The 16,870-nt window shown below is 65.6% G+C and carries 14 protein-coding genes; 12 read left to right on the forward strand and 2 right to left on the reverse strand.

Going from position 1 to position 16,870, the window contains the following annotated elements; translation table 11 throughout:
* The first annotated feature begins 268 nt into the window (after nt 1-268).
* Both ggt and P0D68_RS23885 read left to right on the forward strand, forming a co-directional pair.
* A complete protein-coding gene (ggt, locus tag P0D68_RS23880; protein WP_408300358.1) occupies nt 269-2,008 on the forward strand; it encodes a gamma-glutamyltransferase in 1,740 nt (579 codons plus the stop codon).
* A gap of 72 nt (nt 2,009-2,080) precedes the next feature.
* The gene (locus tag P0D68_RS23885) at nt 2,081-2,653 is read left to right on the forward strand and encodes an RBBP9/YdeN family alpha/beta hydrolase (protein WP_408300360.1); all 573 of its coding nucleotides are present in this window, start codon (nt 2,081-2,083) and stop codon (nt 2,651-2,653) included.
* A gap of 66 nt (nt 2,654-2,719) precedes the next feature.
* On the opposite strand, the gene P0D68_RS23890 is transcribed toward P0D68_RS23885, so the two are convergent.
* Nucleotides 2,720-3,940, reverse strand: a complete 1,221-nt coding sequence (locus P0D68_RS23890; RefSeq protein ID WP_408300362.1) for a CaiB/BaiF CoA transferase family protein — start codon at nt 3,938-3,940, stop codon at nt 2,720-2,722.
* 341 nt (nt 3,941-4,281) lie between these two features.
* Between P0D68_RS23890 and alaS the strand changes: the two genes are divergently transcribed.
* Entirely contained in the window at nt 4,282-6,906 is a 2,625-nt protein-coding gene (gene alaS / locus P0D68_RS23895) for an alanine--tRNA ligase (RefSeq protein ID WP_408300364.1), read from the forward strand.
* 287 nt (nt 6,907-7,193) lie between these two features.
* Here the strand turns inward: alaS and P0D68_RS23900 are convergent, their stop codons facing one another.
* Nucleotides 7,194-8,111: a LysR family transcriptional regulator gene (locus P0D68_RS23900; protein WP_408186629.1), complete on the reverse strand. Its 918-nt coding sequence runs from the start codon at nt 8,109-8,111 to the stop codon at nt 7,194-7,196.
* Nucleotides 8,112-8,227: 116 nt separating this feature from the next.
* On the opposite strand from P0D68_RS23900, the gene P0D68_RS23905 reads away from it, so the two are divergent.
* The 9 genes from P0D68_RS23905 (at nt 8,228) to P0D68_RS23945 (ending at nt 16,687) form a co-directional block, all read left to right on the forward strand.
* Nucleotides 8,228-9,517, forward strand: a complete 1,290-nt coding sequence (locus P0D68_RS23905; RefSeq protein ID WP_408300366.1) for a YbfB/YjiJ family MFS transporter — start codon at nt 8,228-8,230, stop codon at nt 9,515-9,517.
* A 121-nt stretch (nt 9,518-9,638) separates the two neighbouring features.
* Nucleotides 9,639-10,670, forward strand: coding sequence for a threonine aldolase family protein (locus P0D68_RS23910; RefSeq protein WP_091792638.1), 1,032 nt, complete (start codon nt 9,639-9,641; stop codon nt 10,668-10,670).
* Between the two features lie 66 nt (nt 10,671-10,736).
* Nucleotides 10,737-11,267: an NUDIX domain-containing protein gene (locus P0D68_RS23915; protein WP_408300369.1), complete on the forward strand. Its 531-nt coding sequence runs from the start codon at nt 10,737-10,739 to the stop codon at nt 11,265-11,267.
* 49 nt (nt 11,268-11,316) lie between these two features.
* Nucleotides 11,317-12,465: a 4-hydroxybutyrate dehydrogenase gene (gbd, locus tag P0D68_RS23920; RefSeq protein ID WP_408300371.1), complete on the forward strand. Its 1,149-nt coding sequence runs from the start codon at nt 11,317-11,319 to the stop codon at nt 12,463-12,465.
* Nucleotides 12,466-12,519: 54 nt separating this feature from the next.
* Nucleotides 12,520-12,969 carry an acyl-CoA thioesterase gene (locus P0D68_RS23925; protein ID WP_408300373.1) on the forward strand — a complete coding sequence of 150 codons (450 nt, stop codon included), beginning with the start codon at nt 12,520-12,522 and terminating at the stop codon, nt 12,967-12,969.
* Between the two features lie 4 nt (nt 12,970-12,973).
* Nucleotides 12,974-13,912 (forward strand): branched-chain amino acid ABC transporter permease, encoded by a 939-nt coding sequence (locus P0D68_RS23930; protein WP_408300375.1) that lies wholly within the window; start codon nt 12,974-12,976, stop codon nt 13,910-13,912.
* Nucleotides 13,913-13,917: 5 nt separating this feature from the next.
* Entirely contained in the window at nt 13,918-15,228 is a 1,311-nt protein-coding gene (locus P0D68_RS23935) for a branched-chain amino acid ABC transporter permease (RefSeq protein WP_408300432.1), read from the forward strand.
* Entirely contained in the window at nt 15,225-15,977 is a 753-nt protein-coding gene (locus P0D68_RS23940) for an ABC transporter ATP-binding protein (RefSeq protein WP_408300377.1), read from the forward strand. The genes P0D68_RS23935 and P0D68_RS23940 overlap by 4 nt, the downstream gene beginning before the upstream one ends.
* Nucleotides 15,974-16,687, forward strand: a complete 714-nt coding sequence (locus P0D68_RS23945) for an ABC transporter ATP-binding protein (RefSeq protein ID WP_408300379.1) — start codon at nt 15,974-15,976, stop codon at nt 16,685-16,687. The genes P0D68_RS23940 and P0D68_RS23945 overlap by 4 nt, the downstream gene beginning before the upstream one ends.
* Nucleotides 16,688-16,870: the final 183 nt, after the last annotated feature.

The following is a 16,870-nucleotide window of genomic DNA, read 5'->3' on the forward strand; positions in this document are numbered from 1 at the left end:
AGCCAACGTTTGAGCCGTTTTCGAGGCGGATTCGGGGCGCAGCCGGCGCTGTAACAGGAGGTAAATCGGTTTGTTGATGGGTTCGCCGCCGACTTAGGATGCGAGCGGCGCGGCCTCGTCCGCTCGCGTGCGGCATGCCCGCATTGGGCTTTCTGGCGCCGCACCCGGTCGCGAGCCTTCCATGCCCGGGCCGCACAGTCCCTTGTCGCCTTGCACGAAATCCCGCCGTTGGTGCACCATGGCGCCCTCAGTTGCCGGAGTTTCTCGGATGTCTGTCCCCACGCACGGCGCGCCTCGCGCGCCTTTCACCGCTCTTAATTTCGCCCGGCTCGTGACGGTGTCGGCCATGCTCGCCGCGTTTGCGGGCAGCGCGCTCGCGCCCGTGCCCGCTTTGGCGAAAACGCCGCCGCCCAAAGCCGTATTCGACGCGTCGGCCGTGGCCGTGCCGGACCGTTACAGCGCGGACACGGCGCAGCAGATTTTCGCCGCCGGCGGCAACGCGGTGGATGCCGCTGTCGCAATCGCGTTCACGCTGGCCGTGACCTGTCCGGACGCGGGCAATCTGGGCGGCGGCGGATTCATGACCGTGTTCATGGACGGCAAGCCGTACTTCCTCGACTACCGCGAGCGCGCGCCGCAACAGGCGACCCGCGACATGTACCTCGACGACAAGGGCAACCTGTTGCCGGGCATGAGCACCGTCGGCCACCGCGCGGTGGCCGTGCCGGGGACGGTCGAGGGCATGTGGGAGGCGCAGCAGCGTTTCGGCAAGCTGAAGTGGAAGCAGGTGCTGGCGCCGGCGATCCGCTATGCCACCGACGGTTTTCAGGTCGAGCCATGGTTGCAGCAGCGCCGCGACGCCGCGGCGAAGAACTTCGCCGGCAAGACCAATTTCGACGCGTACTTTTCCAGTCTCAAGGCAGGCGTGACGTACCGCCAGCCTGAACTCGCGCAGACGCTGTCGCGCATTGCGAGCGACGGCGGGCGCGAATTCTACGAAGGCCGCACCGCGGATCTGATTGCCCAGCAGATGTACGGCCACGGTCTTGTCACGAAGCAGGACCTGATTCAATACAAAGCCGTGTGGCGCCAGCCGCTCACCGCCGACTGGAACGGCTACCAGGTCGTTACCGCGCCGCCGCCGAGTTCGGGCGGCGTCGGGCTGATCCAGATGCTGAAGATGAAAGCCGATCTGAAGCAGGCGTTCGACGGCCTCGAACTCAATTCCGTGCCGTATATCCATCTGATCGCACAGATCGAGGACCGCGTGTTCGCTGATCGCCAGCAATACCTGGGCGATCCGGATGCGTACAAGGTGCCGGTCGGCAAACTGATCGACGACGCCTACCTTGTGCAGCGCGCGGACGAAGTCAAACCCGACGAAGTGCCGGGCGCGGTGCCGGTCAAGCCGGGCCTCGGCGACGCGGCGCCGGAGAAGGCGCAGACCACGCATTTCTCGGTGGTCGACAAGTGGGGCAATGCCGTGTCGAACACGTACACGTTGAACGGTGACTTCGGTTCGGGCGTGGTGGTGGACGGCGGCGGCTTTCTGCTGAACGACGCCATGGATGACTTCGTCACCAGGCCGGCGAGCGCGAGCGGCGCGGAGGTCAATACGGTGGCGCCCGGACGCCGCCCGCTGTCGTCGATGACGCCGACCATTCTGCTGAAGGACAACAAGGTATCGCTCGTGATCGGCACGCCAGGCGGCTCGCGCATCCTGACCTCGATATTCCAGATAATGACCGACCTGTACGATTTCAATATGCCGCCCGCCGACGCGCTCGCCGCGATGCGTTTCCACCATCAGTTGCTGCCGCAAAAGACGATCTATTTCGAGCCGTATCATCCGGTCACGGGTGAGCTGGCCGAGCAGTTGCAAGGCATGGGCTACACGCTCGAGGGGCAGTCGTTCAACGGCGATGTGCAGATGATTCGTATCGACGGCACCGCGCCTGAGCCGGCAGCGGACCCGCGCGGCGTGGGTGTGGCGCGCGTGATGCGTTGAAAAGGTGGCCGTGCCTACGACAATAAATTGCAAGTCACGACTAACTGCAGGTAACGACCAACGGGGAACGCGATGAGCGGACAAAAACAACTGAGCACACTCGTGCTGCCCGGCTACCAAGGCTCCGGCGCTGGCCACTGGCAGACGCGTTGGGAAGCGCTGGATCCGTCATTCGTACGGGTGCGAATGACCGACTGGGATCACCCCGAACGCGACGCCTGGTGCCGCACGCTCGATGCCGCCGTAGCCGCCGCTGACGCGCCGGTGGTGTTCGCCGCGCATAGCCTCGGTTGCCTGACGGTCGCCTTCTGGGCCTCGCAGTACGCGGGCGCCGCGCAGCTTGCGAAGGTGGCGGGCGCATTGCTGGTCGCTCCGCCCGATCCCGCCGAAGCGCATTTCCCGCAGGACGCGAGCGGATTCGCACCCGTGCCGCTCACGCGCCTGCCGTTTCCGTCCATTGTCGTGGCGAGCCGCGACGATCCTTACGGCGGCGTGCCGTTTTCACAGACTTGCGCGAACGCTTGGGGTAGCCGTTGGATCGACATCGGTGCGCGCGGCCATATCAACGCGGACAGCGGCCTTGGTGATTGGGACGAAGGGCGCGAGTGGCTGGAGTCGTTCGGTGCGTCGACCGTCGGTGAGTAACGCCCGCGCTGAACGCGACCAACGTGCCACCGCGATCAACGCGCGACCACCGCGACCCCGGCGGATTCAAATTACCGACTGCCCCCGCAACGCCGCGATCCTCGCTTCGTCATAGCCGAGCACGTCACGCAAAATGCTCTCCGTGTGTTCCCCGAGCATAGGCGGATGCGCAAGCGCTTGGGGCGGCGTGCCGGTCATATTGATCGGATTGCGCACCAGCTTGACCGTGCCGCCCGACGGATGCGGCAGATCCACCTGCATCCCGCGCGCCACCACCTGTTCGTTCTCGAAGACTTCGCCGAGATCGTTGATCGGCCCACACGGCACGCCTGCGGCTTCGAGCGCGCTGATCCATTGCTGCTTGCCTTGGAGCCGGACCATCTCCGCGAGAATCGGCACGAGGATGTCGCGATTGCGCACCCGCGCCGGGTTGGTCGCGAATCGCTCGTCGTCGGCCAGTTCCGGACGGCCGCCCACTTCGACGAACTTGCGGAACTGCCCGTCGTTGCCGACCGCAACGATGATCCAGCCGTCGCTCGTCTGGAACGTCTGGTACGGCACGATGTTGGGATGCGCATTGCCCCAGCGCACCGGCGGCTGGCCGCTTGCCAGGTAGTTCGAATTCATATTGGCGAGCATTGCCACCTGCACGTCGAGCAGCGCCATGTCGATGTACTGGCCTTCGCCCGTCCGGTCGCGGTGGGTGAGGGCGGTGAGCACGGCAATGGTCGAGTACATGCCGGTCATGAGGTCGGCGATCGCGACGCCGGCCTTCTGCGGGCCGCCGCCCGGCTGGCCGTCGCGTTCGCCGGTAATGCTCATGAAGCCGCCAATGCCTTGCACGATAAAGTCGTAGCCGGCGCGCTGCGCATACGGCCCGGTCTGCCCGAAGCCTGTCACCGAGCAATAGATGAGGTCGGGCTTCACTTCCTTGAGCGATGCGTAGTCCAGACCGTATTTCTTCAACTGGCCGACCTTGTAGTTCTCAAGCACCACGTCGCTCTGCGCGGCCAGCTCGCGGATGATCCGCTGGCCTTCGGGCGACGCGATGTCGACGGTGACCGAGCGCTTGTTGCGGTTCGCCGCGAGGTAATACGCGGCTTCGCGGGTGTCTTCGCCGTCAGGTGTCTTGAGGTACGGCGGCCCCCAATGGCGGGTGTCGTCGCCGACTTCGGGGCGTTCGATCTTGATCACGTCGGCGCCGAAATCGGCAAGAGTCTGCGCGCACCAGGGTCCGGCGAGTACGCGTGTGAGATCCAGCACGCGGATATGACTGAGAGCGCCCATATTCGTAGATGTCTCCTGTGTCGGCCAGCGCGCAGCGCGCCCTGGTTTCATGCACGTAGTTGCGAATCGCGAGGCGGCGCGCAAGGCGCCGCGAATGGAGGCAATCTTAAGCGATTCCGGCACGCGGGCGGAGTCAGCCGAACGTCATAAGACTAACGGCGCGCCCCATAATGTCCCACGCTGCCCGCTCAAACCTGGCCGAACGGCCAACCCTGCAGGGCGCGCTGCCGCGCACGGGCGCCGATCCCGTATAATCAGTCGTTTAAGAAACAAACAGTTGGCGCATCCCACGATGCCGCCGGTAACAGCCAGGGAACTGGCAAACCCGTCCCCCGCACGCTATGAAAGCCGCCGAAATCCGCGAGAAATTCCTCAAGTTCTTCGAATCGAAGGGCCATACGATCGTTCGCTCGTCGAGCCTTGTGCCCGGCAACGATCCGACACTGCTCTTCACCAATTCGGGAATGGTGCAGTTCAAAGATGTGTTCCTCGGCGCGGAGTCGCGTCCGTATTCCCGCGCCACGACCGCGCAGCGCAGCGTGCGCGCCGGCGGCAAGCACAACGATCTGGAAAACGTCGGCTACACCGCGCGTCACCATACGTTCTTCGAAATGCTGGGCAACTTCTCGTTCGGCGACTACTTCAAGCGCGACGCGATCCACTACGCGTGGGAGCTGCTGACGGGCGTGTACCAGCTGCCGAAAGACAAGCTGTGGGTCACCGTCTATCACGAAGACGACGAAGCGCACGACATCTGGGCGAAAGAAGTGGGCGTGCCGGTCGAGCGCATCATCCGTATCGGCGACAACAAGGGTGCGCGCTACGCGTCGGACAACTTCTGGCAGATGGCCGACACCGGCCCGTGCGGCCCGTGCTCGGAAATTTTCTACGATCACGGCCCGGACGTGTGGGGCGGCCCCCCGGGGTCTCCTGAAGAAGACGGCGACCGCTACATCGAGATCTGGAATCTCGTGTTCATGCAGTTCAATCGCGACGCGCAAGGCAACATGACCCCGCTGCCCAAGCAGTGCGTCGACACCGGCATGGGCCTGGAGCGTATCGCCGCCGTTCTGCAGCACGTGCACAGCAACTATGAGATCGACCTGTTCCAGGCGCTCATCAAGGCTGCGGGCCGCGAAACCGGCGTGAGCGACCTGACCAACAACTCGCTGAAGGTGATTGCCGATCACATTCGCGCGTGCTCGTTCCTGATCGTCGACGGTGTGATTCCGGGCAACGAAGGCCGCGGCTACGTGCTGCGCCGGATCGTGCGCCGCGCGATCCGTCACGGCTACAAGCTGGGCAAGAAGGGCTCGTTCTTCCACCGCATGGTGGCGGACCTCGTCGCGCAAATGGGCAGTGCGTATCCGGAACTGAAGGAAGCCGAGCAACGCGTGACCGACGTGCTGCGTCAGGAAGAAGAGCGCTTCTTTGAAACCATCGAACACGGCATGTCGATTCTCGAGAGCGCGTTGGCCGACCTCGAAGCCAAGGGCGGCAAGACGCTCGACGGCGAACTCGCATTCAAGCTGCACGACACCTATGGCTTCCCGCTGGATCTGACGGCAGACGTGTGCCGCGAGCGCGAAGTCACGGTCGACGAAGCCGCGTTCGACGAAGCCATGGCGCGTCAGCGCGAACAGGCTCGCGCGGCCGGCAAGTTCAAGATGGCGCAAGGCCTCGAATACTCGGGCGCGAAGACCACGTTCCACGGCTACGAAGAAATCGTCTTCGACGACGCGAAGGTAATCGCGTTGTATGCGGATGGCGCATCCGTGCAGGAAGTGAGCCACGGCCAGCAGGCGGTGGTCGTGCTGGATCACACGCCGTTCTACGCGGAATCGGGCGGCCAGGTCGGCGACCAGGGCGTGCTGGCCAACGCGAGCGTGCGCTTCGCGGTGAGCGATACGCTGAAGGTGCAAGCCGACGTGGTCGGTCATCACGGCACGCTGGAGCAGGGCACGCTGAAGGTGGGCGACGTCGTCAAGGCGGAAATCGACGCGGTGCGCCGCGCCCGCACGGCTCGCAACCACTCGGCCACGCACTTGATGCACAAGGCGTTGCGCGAAGTGCTCGGCACGCACGTGCAACAGAAGGGCTCGCTCGTCGACGCGGACAAGACCCGTTTCGACTTCGCGCACAACGCGCCGATGACAGACGAGCAGATCCGCCGCGTTGAGGAAATCGTCAATGCCGAAGTGCTGGCGAACGCGCCGGGCATCGTGCAGGTCATGCCGTTCGACGAAGCCGTGAAGGGCGGCGCTATGGCATTGTTCGGCGAAAAGTACGGCGACGAAGTGCGCGTGCTCGACCTGGGTTTTTCGCGTGAATTGTGCGGCGGTACGCACGTGCATCGCACCGGCGACATCGGCCTCTTCAAGATCGTGATGGAAGGCGGCGTGGCGGCGGGCATCCGTCGCGTGGAAGCGATTACGGGCGACAACGCCGTGCGCTTCGTGCAGGATCTCGACGCGCGCATCAATGCGGCCGCTGCCGTGCTGAAGGCGCAACCGTCGGAATTGACGCAACGTATCGTCCAGGTGCAGGACCAGGTGAAGTCGCTGGAAAAGGAACTGAGCGCGCTGAAGTCGAAAATGGCGTCGAGCCAGGGCGACGAACTGGCCGGTCAGGCGATCGAAGTCGGCGGCGTGCACGTGCTGGCGGCTACGCTCGAAGGCGCGGACGTGAAGACGCTGCGCGAAACCGTCGACAAGCTGAAGGACAAGCTGAAGAGCGCGGCGATCGTGCTGGCATCGGTCGAAGGCGGCAAGGTGAGCCTGATCGCCGGTGTCACGGCGGACGCCAGCAAGAAGGTCAAGGCAGGCGAACTGGTGAACTTCGTCGCGCAGCAAGTCGGCGGCAAGGGCGGTGGCCGTCCGGATATGGCGCAGGCGGGCGGCACCGAGCCAGCGAATCTGCCGGCGGCACTGGCCGGCGTCAAGGGCTGGGTCGAAGGCCAGCTCTGATTCGAGCATGATTGGGCCACACCGCGCGCCGCAGTTTGGGCGTGCCGTGTGGCCTGAGTTTTTTCGGTCTGTCACGCCAGTTTGTTCATCGGCGTGGCGCCCCGCCTCGCGAGGATTCCCTCGTAGTTCACCTTCGCACAATTGATCTCATGCCGCGCCGCGCAGGCATAATCGCAACCGCAACCGCAACCGCAACCGCAACCGCAACCGCAACCGCAACCGCAACCGCAACCGCAACCGCAACCTCAGCCACAGCCACAGCCACAGCCACAGCCACAGCGGCAAGATCAGGAAGCACCTTCCGCCGCAGTTGCTGGCTCAGGCAAATTCGCAGCACTTTCCCGAGTCACCATTGCCTGCTTGAGCGCGTTCAGTGCGGACGAAAAATGCCCGCGCCGCCACACGAGCAATGTCTCGATCTCGCCGATATCCGGTAGCTCATGCACCGCGATATTGCTGGCGTCAGCCTGCAAATCCAGCACCGATCGTGGCGCGACCGCCACTCCCGCGCCGGCGGCCACGCAAGCCACGATCGCGTGGTAGGAGCCCAACTCCAGCACGCGCGCGGGCCTCACGCCGTGTTCCAGATACCACTTCTCGATGTAGGCCCGGTAAGCGCAACCGCGCTCGAACGCGATCAGCGTTGACAGCGCAATGTCCCGAACGTCGTGGATCGGCCGATGCCCGCGGGGCGTCAGCATCACCAGCTCCTCCCTGAACACAGGCACCGACTCGAATAATTCGCCGAGCGCGGCGGGGTCCAACGGCGTTGCCACCAACGCCGCATCCACTTCGAATTCGCGCACCCGCTCGATCAGCTTGCCGGTCGTGCCGGTTTCCAGTTCCAGTGCAACTGCGGGCCACCGCTGGTGGTAATGCGCGAGCAACGCGGGAAGACGCGTTGCCGCGACGCTTTCCATCGTGCCCAAACGCAGGCGCCCGCTCGGACGATCCTCGCGCACCGCGTGACGCGCCTCGTCGGCGAGCGCGAGCAGCCGTTCAGCATATGGCAGCAGCGTCTCGCCGGCCGGCGTCAGCACGAGACGGCGGCCGTCGCGGATGAACAGGTCGGTGCCCAGTTGCTCTTCAAGCTGCTTGATGCGCGTGGTGACGTTCGATTGCACGCGGTTGAGCTTGGCAGCGGCGCGCGTCACGCCGTTTTCCCGCACGACGGCGCGAAAAATGGTCAGGGCGGCCAGATCCATGATTCTCTCCTGGCGATTGGTGATATCCGAATTATTCATTTTTCGTGATCGAAAGGTCAAGCTATCATGAATTCAACCATTCCGATCCTGCTAACGGCATCTATCACCGCCCGCTCATGAACGAATTCGCCTCCATTGCGCGCGGCAGCCTAGCCGGGCACCACGCCGCCCGCCGCGCCGCGCTTGCCTGCATGGTCACACTGGCCGTTGCGCTCGGCATCGGCCGATTTGCGTTCACGCCGCTCTTGCCTCTGATGCTGCACGGCGGCGCATTTGGCCAGCCGCAGATCGACATTCAGCATGGTGGGTGGCTTGCGTCGTTCAATTACGCGGGCTATTTCGTCGGCGCGGTCAGTTGCGCCGCGCTGCGGATCGAGCCGGCGCGCATGGTGCGCGCGGGGCTTGCGGCGACGGTGCTGCTGACGCTGGCGATGGGCGTGACGAGCCAGTTCTGGGTATGGGCGGCGGTACGCTTCGTCGCCGGCGCGGTCAGTGCGATGACGTTCGTTTTCGCGTCGCAGTGGGGCTTGCGGCGGCTCGCCGAACTCGGTGCGCCGGAGTGGGGCGGGGTGATCTATACGGGGCCGGGTGTGGGTATCGTCGGAACGGGTCTGCTGGTCACCGTGGCGGATGGGTACGGGCCCTCGACGGGGTGGCTCGGTTTTGGGCTTGTCGCCGCAGTTCTGGCGATTGTGGTTTGGCCGGTTTTCACCGCTCGCGGGAATGAGCGGGGTGCTCGCCAGGTGGACAGCAATGCCGCGCCTGCCGAGACTCCCGCCACTCCGGCCCCCGCCCCAAGAAGCCACGCCCTCCCCACCACCACCCGCCCCGCCGACGCCTTCTGGCTCATCCTCCTCTACGGCATCCCCGGCTTCGGCTACATCATCACCGCGACTTTCCTGCCGGTGATCGCGCGTCACGCGTTGCCCGGCTCGTCCTGGCCGGACCTGTTCTGGCCGATGTTCGGCGCGGCGCTGATCGTCGGCGCACTGCTGGCCGCGCGTTTGCCGGTGCATTGGGACAATCGCACGCTGCTGGCCGGCTGTTACGTGCTGCAGGCGTGCGGCATCGCGCTCGGTATCGTCTGGCCGACAGCAGGCGGCTTCTCATTCGGCAGCATCCTGATCGGCTTGCCGTTTACCGCCATCACCCTGTTCGCGATGCGCGAGGCGAGGCGTCTGCGTGGCGACGACGCTGCCGCGCTGATGGGTTATGCGACGGCGGCCTATGGTGTCGGTCAGATCGTCGGCCCGCTGGTCGCGGCGCCGATTGCCGCACGGAGCGGGTCGTTTTCGCCGGCGCTGTGGCTGGCGGCGACCGCGTTGCTGGTGGGCGCGGCCGGGCTGATCGTCGTCGCGCGCATGACTCGTGGCCGTGGCCGCATGCCCGATTGCGGCTGCAACTGAGCGCGTATCGACGCGACCGCCCCCGCCGGCCCGCAACCGGAAAACAAATAACCGAAGGGCGCACTAAAATGACCGCTTTCCCGTCATCTCAGCGCGCCTGTCGCCGGGCGCGCCGCCAGCCATGCAACATTTCGCGTCCGACAACTACGCCGGCATCTGCCCCGAAGCGCTCGAAGCGCTGATCGCCGCCAACAACAGCGGCCACGAGCCGGCCTACGGCGACGACTCCTGGACCAACCAGGTATGCGACCGTCTGCGCGAGCTGTTCCAGACCGACTGTGAAGTGTTCTTCGTATTCAACGGCACGGCCGCCAATTCGCTGGCGCTCGCGTCGCTATGCCAGTCGTATCACTCGGTGATCTGCCACGAACTCGCGCATATCGAAACCGACGAATGCGGCGGACCGGAGTTCTTCTCGGGCGGCTCGAAACTGCTGACGGCGCCGGGCGTCGGCGGCAAACTCACGCCGGACGCGATCGAAGCGGTGGTCACACGCCGTGCCGACATCCACTACCCGAAACCGAAAGTCGTCACGCTGACTCAATCGACGGAAGTCGGCACGGTCTACAGCGTCGAGGAAGTGCGGGCGATCGCGGCGATCGCCAAGCGGCGTCATCTGAAAGTGCATATGGACGGCGCGCGTTTCGCCAACGCGGTCGCCGCGCTGGACGTGCATCCGTCGGAGATCACGTGGCGCGCGGGCGTGGACGTGCTGTGTTTCGGCGGCACCAAGAACGGCTTGCCGGTCGGTGAAGCGGTGGTGTTCTTCGACCGCGCGCTCGCCGACGATTTCGCCTACCGCCTGAAACAGGCGGGCCAACTGGCTTCTAAGATGCGCTTTATTTCCGCGCCGTGGCTGGGTCTGCTCGATAACGACGTCTGGTTGCGCAACGCGCGTCACGCGAATGCGATGGCGCAACTGCTGCAAACGCGGTTGCAGGAAATTCCGGGCGTGAGCATCATGTTTCCCAGAGAATCGAACGCGGTCTTTGCGCAGTTGCCCACGCAAGCCGCCAAGGCCATGCGCGCGCGCGGCTGGAAGTTCTACGAATTCATCGGCGCGGGCGGTTGCCGGCTGATGTGCGCGTGGGATACGCAGCCGGAAACGGTCGAACGGTTCGCCGCCGAGGTGCGGGAGTTGTGCGCGGCGTGACCCGAACGCCATTCCCCAGAAGTCAGACACAATCACACAAAACAAACGGGACGTCTCTCTCACGCCATGACCGAATACCGATTTTGCCCACGCTGTTCCACGCCGCTGATCGAGCGCGCCGATGAAGCGCATGAAGGCGGGCGCATCCGCCAGACCTGTCCCGATGCCGAGTGCGGCTACGTCCATTGGAACAACCCGCTGCCCGTGGTGGCGGCGATCGTCGAATACGAAGGCAAGATTCTGCTGGCGCGCAATGCCGCGTGGCAGGAAGGCGTATTCGCGCTGATTACGGGCTTCCTCGAAAACGGCGAGACGCCGGAAGAGGGGATTGCCCGGGAAGTCCTCGAGGAAACTTCGTTGCACGCGGAGACGGTCGAGCTGATCGGCGTGTATGAATTCATCCGCAAGAACGAGCTGATCATCGCGTACCACGTGAAGGCATACGGCACGGTTGCGCTCTCGCCGGAATTGCTCGAATACCGGCTGGTCGAGCCGGCCAGGTTGCGGCCGTGGCGCGCGGGCACCGGCCAGGCGCTCGGCGAGTGGATGCGGCGGCGCGGCTTGCCGTTCGAGTTTGTCGAAAGGCCCGGGCAGTAACAGACCAGGGCAGCAGGTAAACGAGCTCGCGCTCAGGGAGGAGCACGGCATGGCCTATATTTTCTATCTGACCCATATCCATCTCGGCTACGACGCGCTGTCGCAGTTGCCGTCGGAATGCGGACGCGTCGGCATCAAGCGGCCGCTGATCATCACCGACAAGGGCGTGGTCGCAGCGGGTCTCGCGCAGCGCGCGCTCGACGCGCTGAAGTTCGGCGACGTCCCGGTCTTCGACGACACGCCGTCGAACCCGACCGAGGCGATGGTGCTTGCGGCCGCTCAGGCGTACCGTGACGAAGGCTGCGACGGCCTGATCGCGGTGGGCGGAGGATCGTCCATCGATCTGGCCAAGGGCGTAGCGATCGCCGCCACGCATCCAGGCGCGCTGACGCAATACGCGACCATTGAAGGCGGCAGCCCGAAGATCACGGCCGCGGTCGCGCCGCTGATCGCGGTTCCCACCACGGCGGGCACGGGCAGCGAAGTCGCGCGCGGTGCAATCGTGATCCTGAACGATGGCCGCAAGCTCGGCTTTCATTCGTGGCATCTGTTGCCCAAGTCGGCGTTGTGCGATCCGGCGCTCACGCTCGGCCTGCCGCCGGGGTTGACGGCGGCCACCGGCATGGACGCGGTTGCGCACTGCATCGAAACTTTTCTCGCGCCGGCCTTCAATCCTCCCGCGGACGGCATTGCGCTGGACGGCTTGGAGCGCGCGTGGGCCAACATTGAACGCGCGACGGCGGACGGCAGCGATCGCGACGCGCGCCTGAACATGATGAGCGCTTCGATGCAAGGCGCCATGGCTTTCCAGAAAGGGCTGGGCTGCGTGCACTCGTTGTCGCATCCGCTGGGCGGCCTGACGGTGAACGGGCGCACGTCGCTGCATCACGGCACGCTGAACGCGGTTGTGCTGCCCGCCGTGCTGCGTTTCAACGAGACGGCGGACAGCGTGGTGGCCGAGCGCCGCTATGCAAGAATGCGCCGCGTGATGAATTTGCCGGAGAATGCCGATCTTGCACAGGCGCTGTTCGACATGACCGCGCGGCTCGGTTTACCGACCGGCCTCAGGCAAATGGGCGTCGACGAAAGCATGTTCGACAAGGTGATTCAGGGCGCGCTCGCCGACCACTGTCACCGCACGAATCCACGCGAAGCGACGGCCGACGACTACCGCCGCATGCTGAGCGAATCGCTCTGAAAAAAACAATCGCCGTGCACCGCGCACGACAACGCTAAAGATACTCACGCCAGCATGAACAAACCCGTACCCGCCGCGCGCATCGCCTACCGGCATTTCCTGCCGATCACCACGCGCTGGATGGACAACGACGTCTATGGCCATGTCAACAACGTCGTCTACTACAGCTACTTCGACACGGTGGTGAACGAGTATCTGATCCGCACCGGCGTGCTCGATTTCGAGCATGGCGCGACGATCGGGCTGGTGGTCGAGACGCACTGCAATTACTTCGCGCCGCTGGTGTTTCCCGAGCGGATCGAAGCGGGCCTGCGGGTGGTGCGGCTCGGTACGTCGAGCGTGCGCTACGAAGTGGGGCTTTTCAAGGAGGGCGAAGATCAACCCGCCGCGCAAGGACACTTCGTGCATGTGTATGTGAATCGCGTCACACGGCGTCCGGTGAGCTTGCCCACCGAATTGCGCGCGGCGCTTGAACCGCTGGGCGTCGCCGGCCAGGCGGAATAGGCGCGTGCAGTCGTTCGTCATCAATCTGCTCAACGGTGTCAGTTACGGCCTGTTGCTGTTCATGCTGTCGGCAGGCTTGACGCTGATTTTCAGCATGCTCGGCGTGCTGAATTTCGCGCACGCGGGCTTCTACATGCTGGGCGCGTACGTCGGCTTTTCGGTGGCGGCGCGCGCGGGATTCTGGAGCGCGCTGGTGATCGCGCCGCTGGTCGTCGGGCTGATCGGCGCGGGCCTTGAGCGTTGGCTGTTGCGGCGCGTGCGCGTGCATGGACATCTCGCGGAATTGCTGCTGACGTTCGGCGCCGCGTATCTGCTCGGCGAACTGGTCAAGCTCGGCTGGGGCTTGAGCCCGCTTTCCGCGACGGTGCCGGCCGTGCTCGACGGGCCGCTCTTCACGGTCTACGGCGCGGCGTTCGCGCGCTATCGGGCGTTCATGATGGTGGTATCGCTCGCCATGCTGGGCGTGCTCTACGCGGTGTTGCGCGTGTCGAAGGCGGGGCTGATCGTGCGCGCCGCGGTCACGCACGCGAGCGCCGTCGAAGCGCTCGGCCACAACGTGCCGCGCGTGTTCACCGGCGTGTTCGCGGCCGGCACGGCGCTCGCCGCGTTGGCCGGCGTGATCGGCGCGCCGCTCTTCGTGATCGAACCGGGCATGGCGGAGTCGCTTGGCTCGATTGTGTTCGTGGTGGTCGTGATCGGCGGACTGGGCTCGCTGAGCGGGGCGCTGGCGGCGTCGCTGCTGGTGGGCTGCGTGCAGACGCTGGCCGTGGCGAGCAATGTGTCGCTGGGCGACGTGCTGTCGCTATTCGACGCATCGCTGCCGGCGCAATGGGACGCGCTGACGCTCGCGCAACTCGCGCCGCTGATTCCGTATCTGCTGCTGGTCGCGATGCTGGCGCTGCGCCCGCGCGGCCTCTTCGGGCGGCGCGACGACCATGCGTGACGACCGTGCGTGACCCAGTCGCATCGTCCGCGCTGTCCGCGACCGCGCCGCGTGCGGTCTGGCGCGTGCTCGCGCCGTGGCTCGCGCTTATCCTGTTCCTCGCCGTGCCGCCTTTTGTCTGGCCGCAAAGCTGGCTGCTTGCCTATCTCGCGCAGACCGCGACGATGATCGTGTTCGCGCTTTCCTACAATCTGCTGCTCGGCGAGACGGGACTGCTGTCATTCGGTCATGCCGGTTATTCCGGCCTTGGCGCACTGCTCGCCGCGCAGGTGTTCAACCGGATCGGCGTGCCGCTCGTGCTGTTGCCGTTGGTCGGCGGCATCGGCGGCGCGCTGTGCGGTGTGTTGTTCGGTTTCGTCTCGACGCGGCGTGCCGGCACGGCCTTCGCGATGATCACGCTCGGTCTCGGCGAACTCGTGGCGGCCGCCGCATGGACGCTGCCCGACTGGTTCGGCGGCGAGGCGGGCGTGGCGATCGATCGCGCGAGCGGAGCGCCGTGGGGAAGCTGGAGCTTCGGTCCGGCGCGCGAGGCGTATGCGCTGATCGTCGTGTGGTGTCTGCTCGCGAGCGGGGCGATGTTCGCGCTCTCGCGCACGCCCTTCATGCGCGTTGCCAATGCGGTGCGCGACAACCCGGTGCGGGCGGCGGCGATCGGCTGTTATCCGCGCCGCATCCGTTACGGCGTGGTGGTGGTGTCGGCGTTTTTCGCGGGTATCTCGGGAACCTTGGCGCTGATCAACGTGGAACTGGTGTCGACGGAAAGCGTCGGCATGATGCGCTCGGGCGCAGTGTTGATCGCCACGGTGATCGGCGGCACGGCGGTGTTTTTCGGTCCGGTCGCGGGCGCGGTCGTTCTGACGTTTTTCAGTGTCGCGGTGGCAAGCGTCACGCGCGCATGGCTGTTCTATCTGGGACTCTTCTTCATCGTGGTGGTGGTGATTTCGCCCGACGGACTCGCGGGTTTCGTGCAGCGGCATGCCGCGCGTGTAGCCACGCACGGCTGGCAGCGATGCCGCGCAGCGTACCTGTGGGGCACGGCGGCCGCGCTGCTGTGGACGGCGGCCGTCGTGCTCGCGGTGCAATGGGCGTACGCCGCGCAATTCGGATCGGACGACGGCGGGGTCTTTAGCGGCACCGGTGGCGCCGGCGGCATGGGCGCGCTGGTCTGGCTGGGCGCGTCGCCGTTCACGCTCGGCGCCGCGCTCATCATGCTGGCCGCGCTCGGCGGAGTCGCGGCGCATTACGCGATTCGCGCGCAGGCGCGCCTCGCAGCCACGCTTTCGAGCGCCACGCACACCGACGGAGACGCGCGATGATCCCGGCGCTCGCGCTCTACGGTATCGAAAAACGTTTCGGCGCTACGCAGATTCTGCGCGGCGTCGATCTCGCGGTTCAGCCCGGCGAACGGCACGCGTTGATTGGTCCAAACGGCGCGGGTAAGTCGACACTCTTCAATCTGATCGCCGGCGGCGCGCGGCCGAACGCCGGGCGCATCGATCTGTTCGGCGCCGAGATTACGCGCCTTGCGCCGGCCGCGATCACGCGCCGCGGACTTGCGCGCAGCTTCCAGAACACCAGCGTGTTCACGCGGCTCAGCGTGTTCGACAACCTGCGCTGCGCGGCGCTGCTGGCGGAGCGCGACCGCACGCGCTGGTGGCAGCGTTTCAGCGGCTCGCGCACGGTCGACGCGCGCGCGGCACAGGTGCTCGACGCGGTGGGCCTGAATACGCGCCGCCACGCTCAGGCGGGTACGCTCAGCTATGCCGAGCAACGCGCGCTCGATCTCGGCATCGCGCTCGCGGGCGGCGCGCATACCTTGCTGCTCGACGAACCGACTGCGGGCATGAATCGCGCGGAGGCGGCGCATGCCATCGAACTGATCCGCGAGACCACGGCGGGCCGCACGCTGCTGATGGTCGAGCACGACATGGACGCAGTGTTCGCGATCGCCGATCGCATTTCTGTCCTCGTGCAAGGGCGCATTATCGCGAGCGGCACACCGGCGGCGATCCGCGCCGATGCGGCGGTACGTGCCGCGTATCTCGGCGAAGGGTTCGGGACATGAGCGCCTTGCTCGACATTCGCGGACTCAATGCGTGGCACGGCGCGAGCCAGGCGTTGCACGGCGTGACGCTGCGCATCGAGGCGGGCGAAGTGCTGGCGCTGGTCGGCCGCAACGGCTCGGGCCGTTCGACACTCGCGCGCGCGATCATGGGCCTCGTGCGCAGCGAAGGCGAACTGCGTTTTGCGGGCCGCTCGCTCGGCGGTCTGCGCACCTTCGAAATCGCGCGTCTCGGGCTGGGTTACGTGCCCGAACATCGCGACGTCTTTCCGACGCTAAGCGTGCACGAGAATCTTCAACTCGGCGTTGCGCCACGTGATCGCGGCCGTGCGCCGCGCTTCACTTTCGACGACGCCTATGCGCTTTTTCCCGTGCTGCACGAGCGCAAGCGCACGCGCGCGGGCGCGCTGTCGGGCGGCGAGCAGCAGATGCTGACGCTCGCGCGGGCACTGCTCGGCGATCCCGATCTGCTCGTGATCGACGAACCGGGCGAGGGTCTCGCGCGTCTCGTGATGGAGCAGGTCGCCGGATGTTTGCGGGCGCTGCGCGATCGCGGTGTGGCGATGCTGCTGATTGAACAACGGCTCGTGATCGCACAGAACATCGCCAGCCGCGTCGCGGTGATGGGGCATGGCGAAGTGGTGTTCGACGATGCGCTCGCGTCGTTCGTGCAAAGGACTGACGTGATGCGGGAATGGCTCGGCGTTGGTTGATCGGGGCGCTGACTCGCCGTGTTTTATTGCAGCGCCGCATGGTGAAGGATGATCGTTTTGCTGTGCTGCTGAATACCTCGCGCGTCGGTTGGCGAGCGCATTGCGTGCGCGGCGCGGCAATCGCGCCGGACATGCCGTTTGAATCTCATTTGCCGGTGCGCCGCTCAGGCCGCGCGCATGCGG

It is taken from the genome of Paraburkholderia sp. RL17-380-BIE-A, assembly GCF_046028085.1.
Classification (GTDB): domain Bacteria; phylum Pseudomonadota; class Gammaproteobacteria; order Burkholderiales; family Burkholderiaceae; genus Paraburkholderia.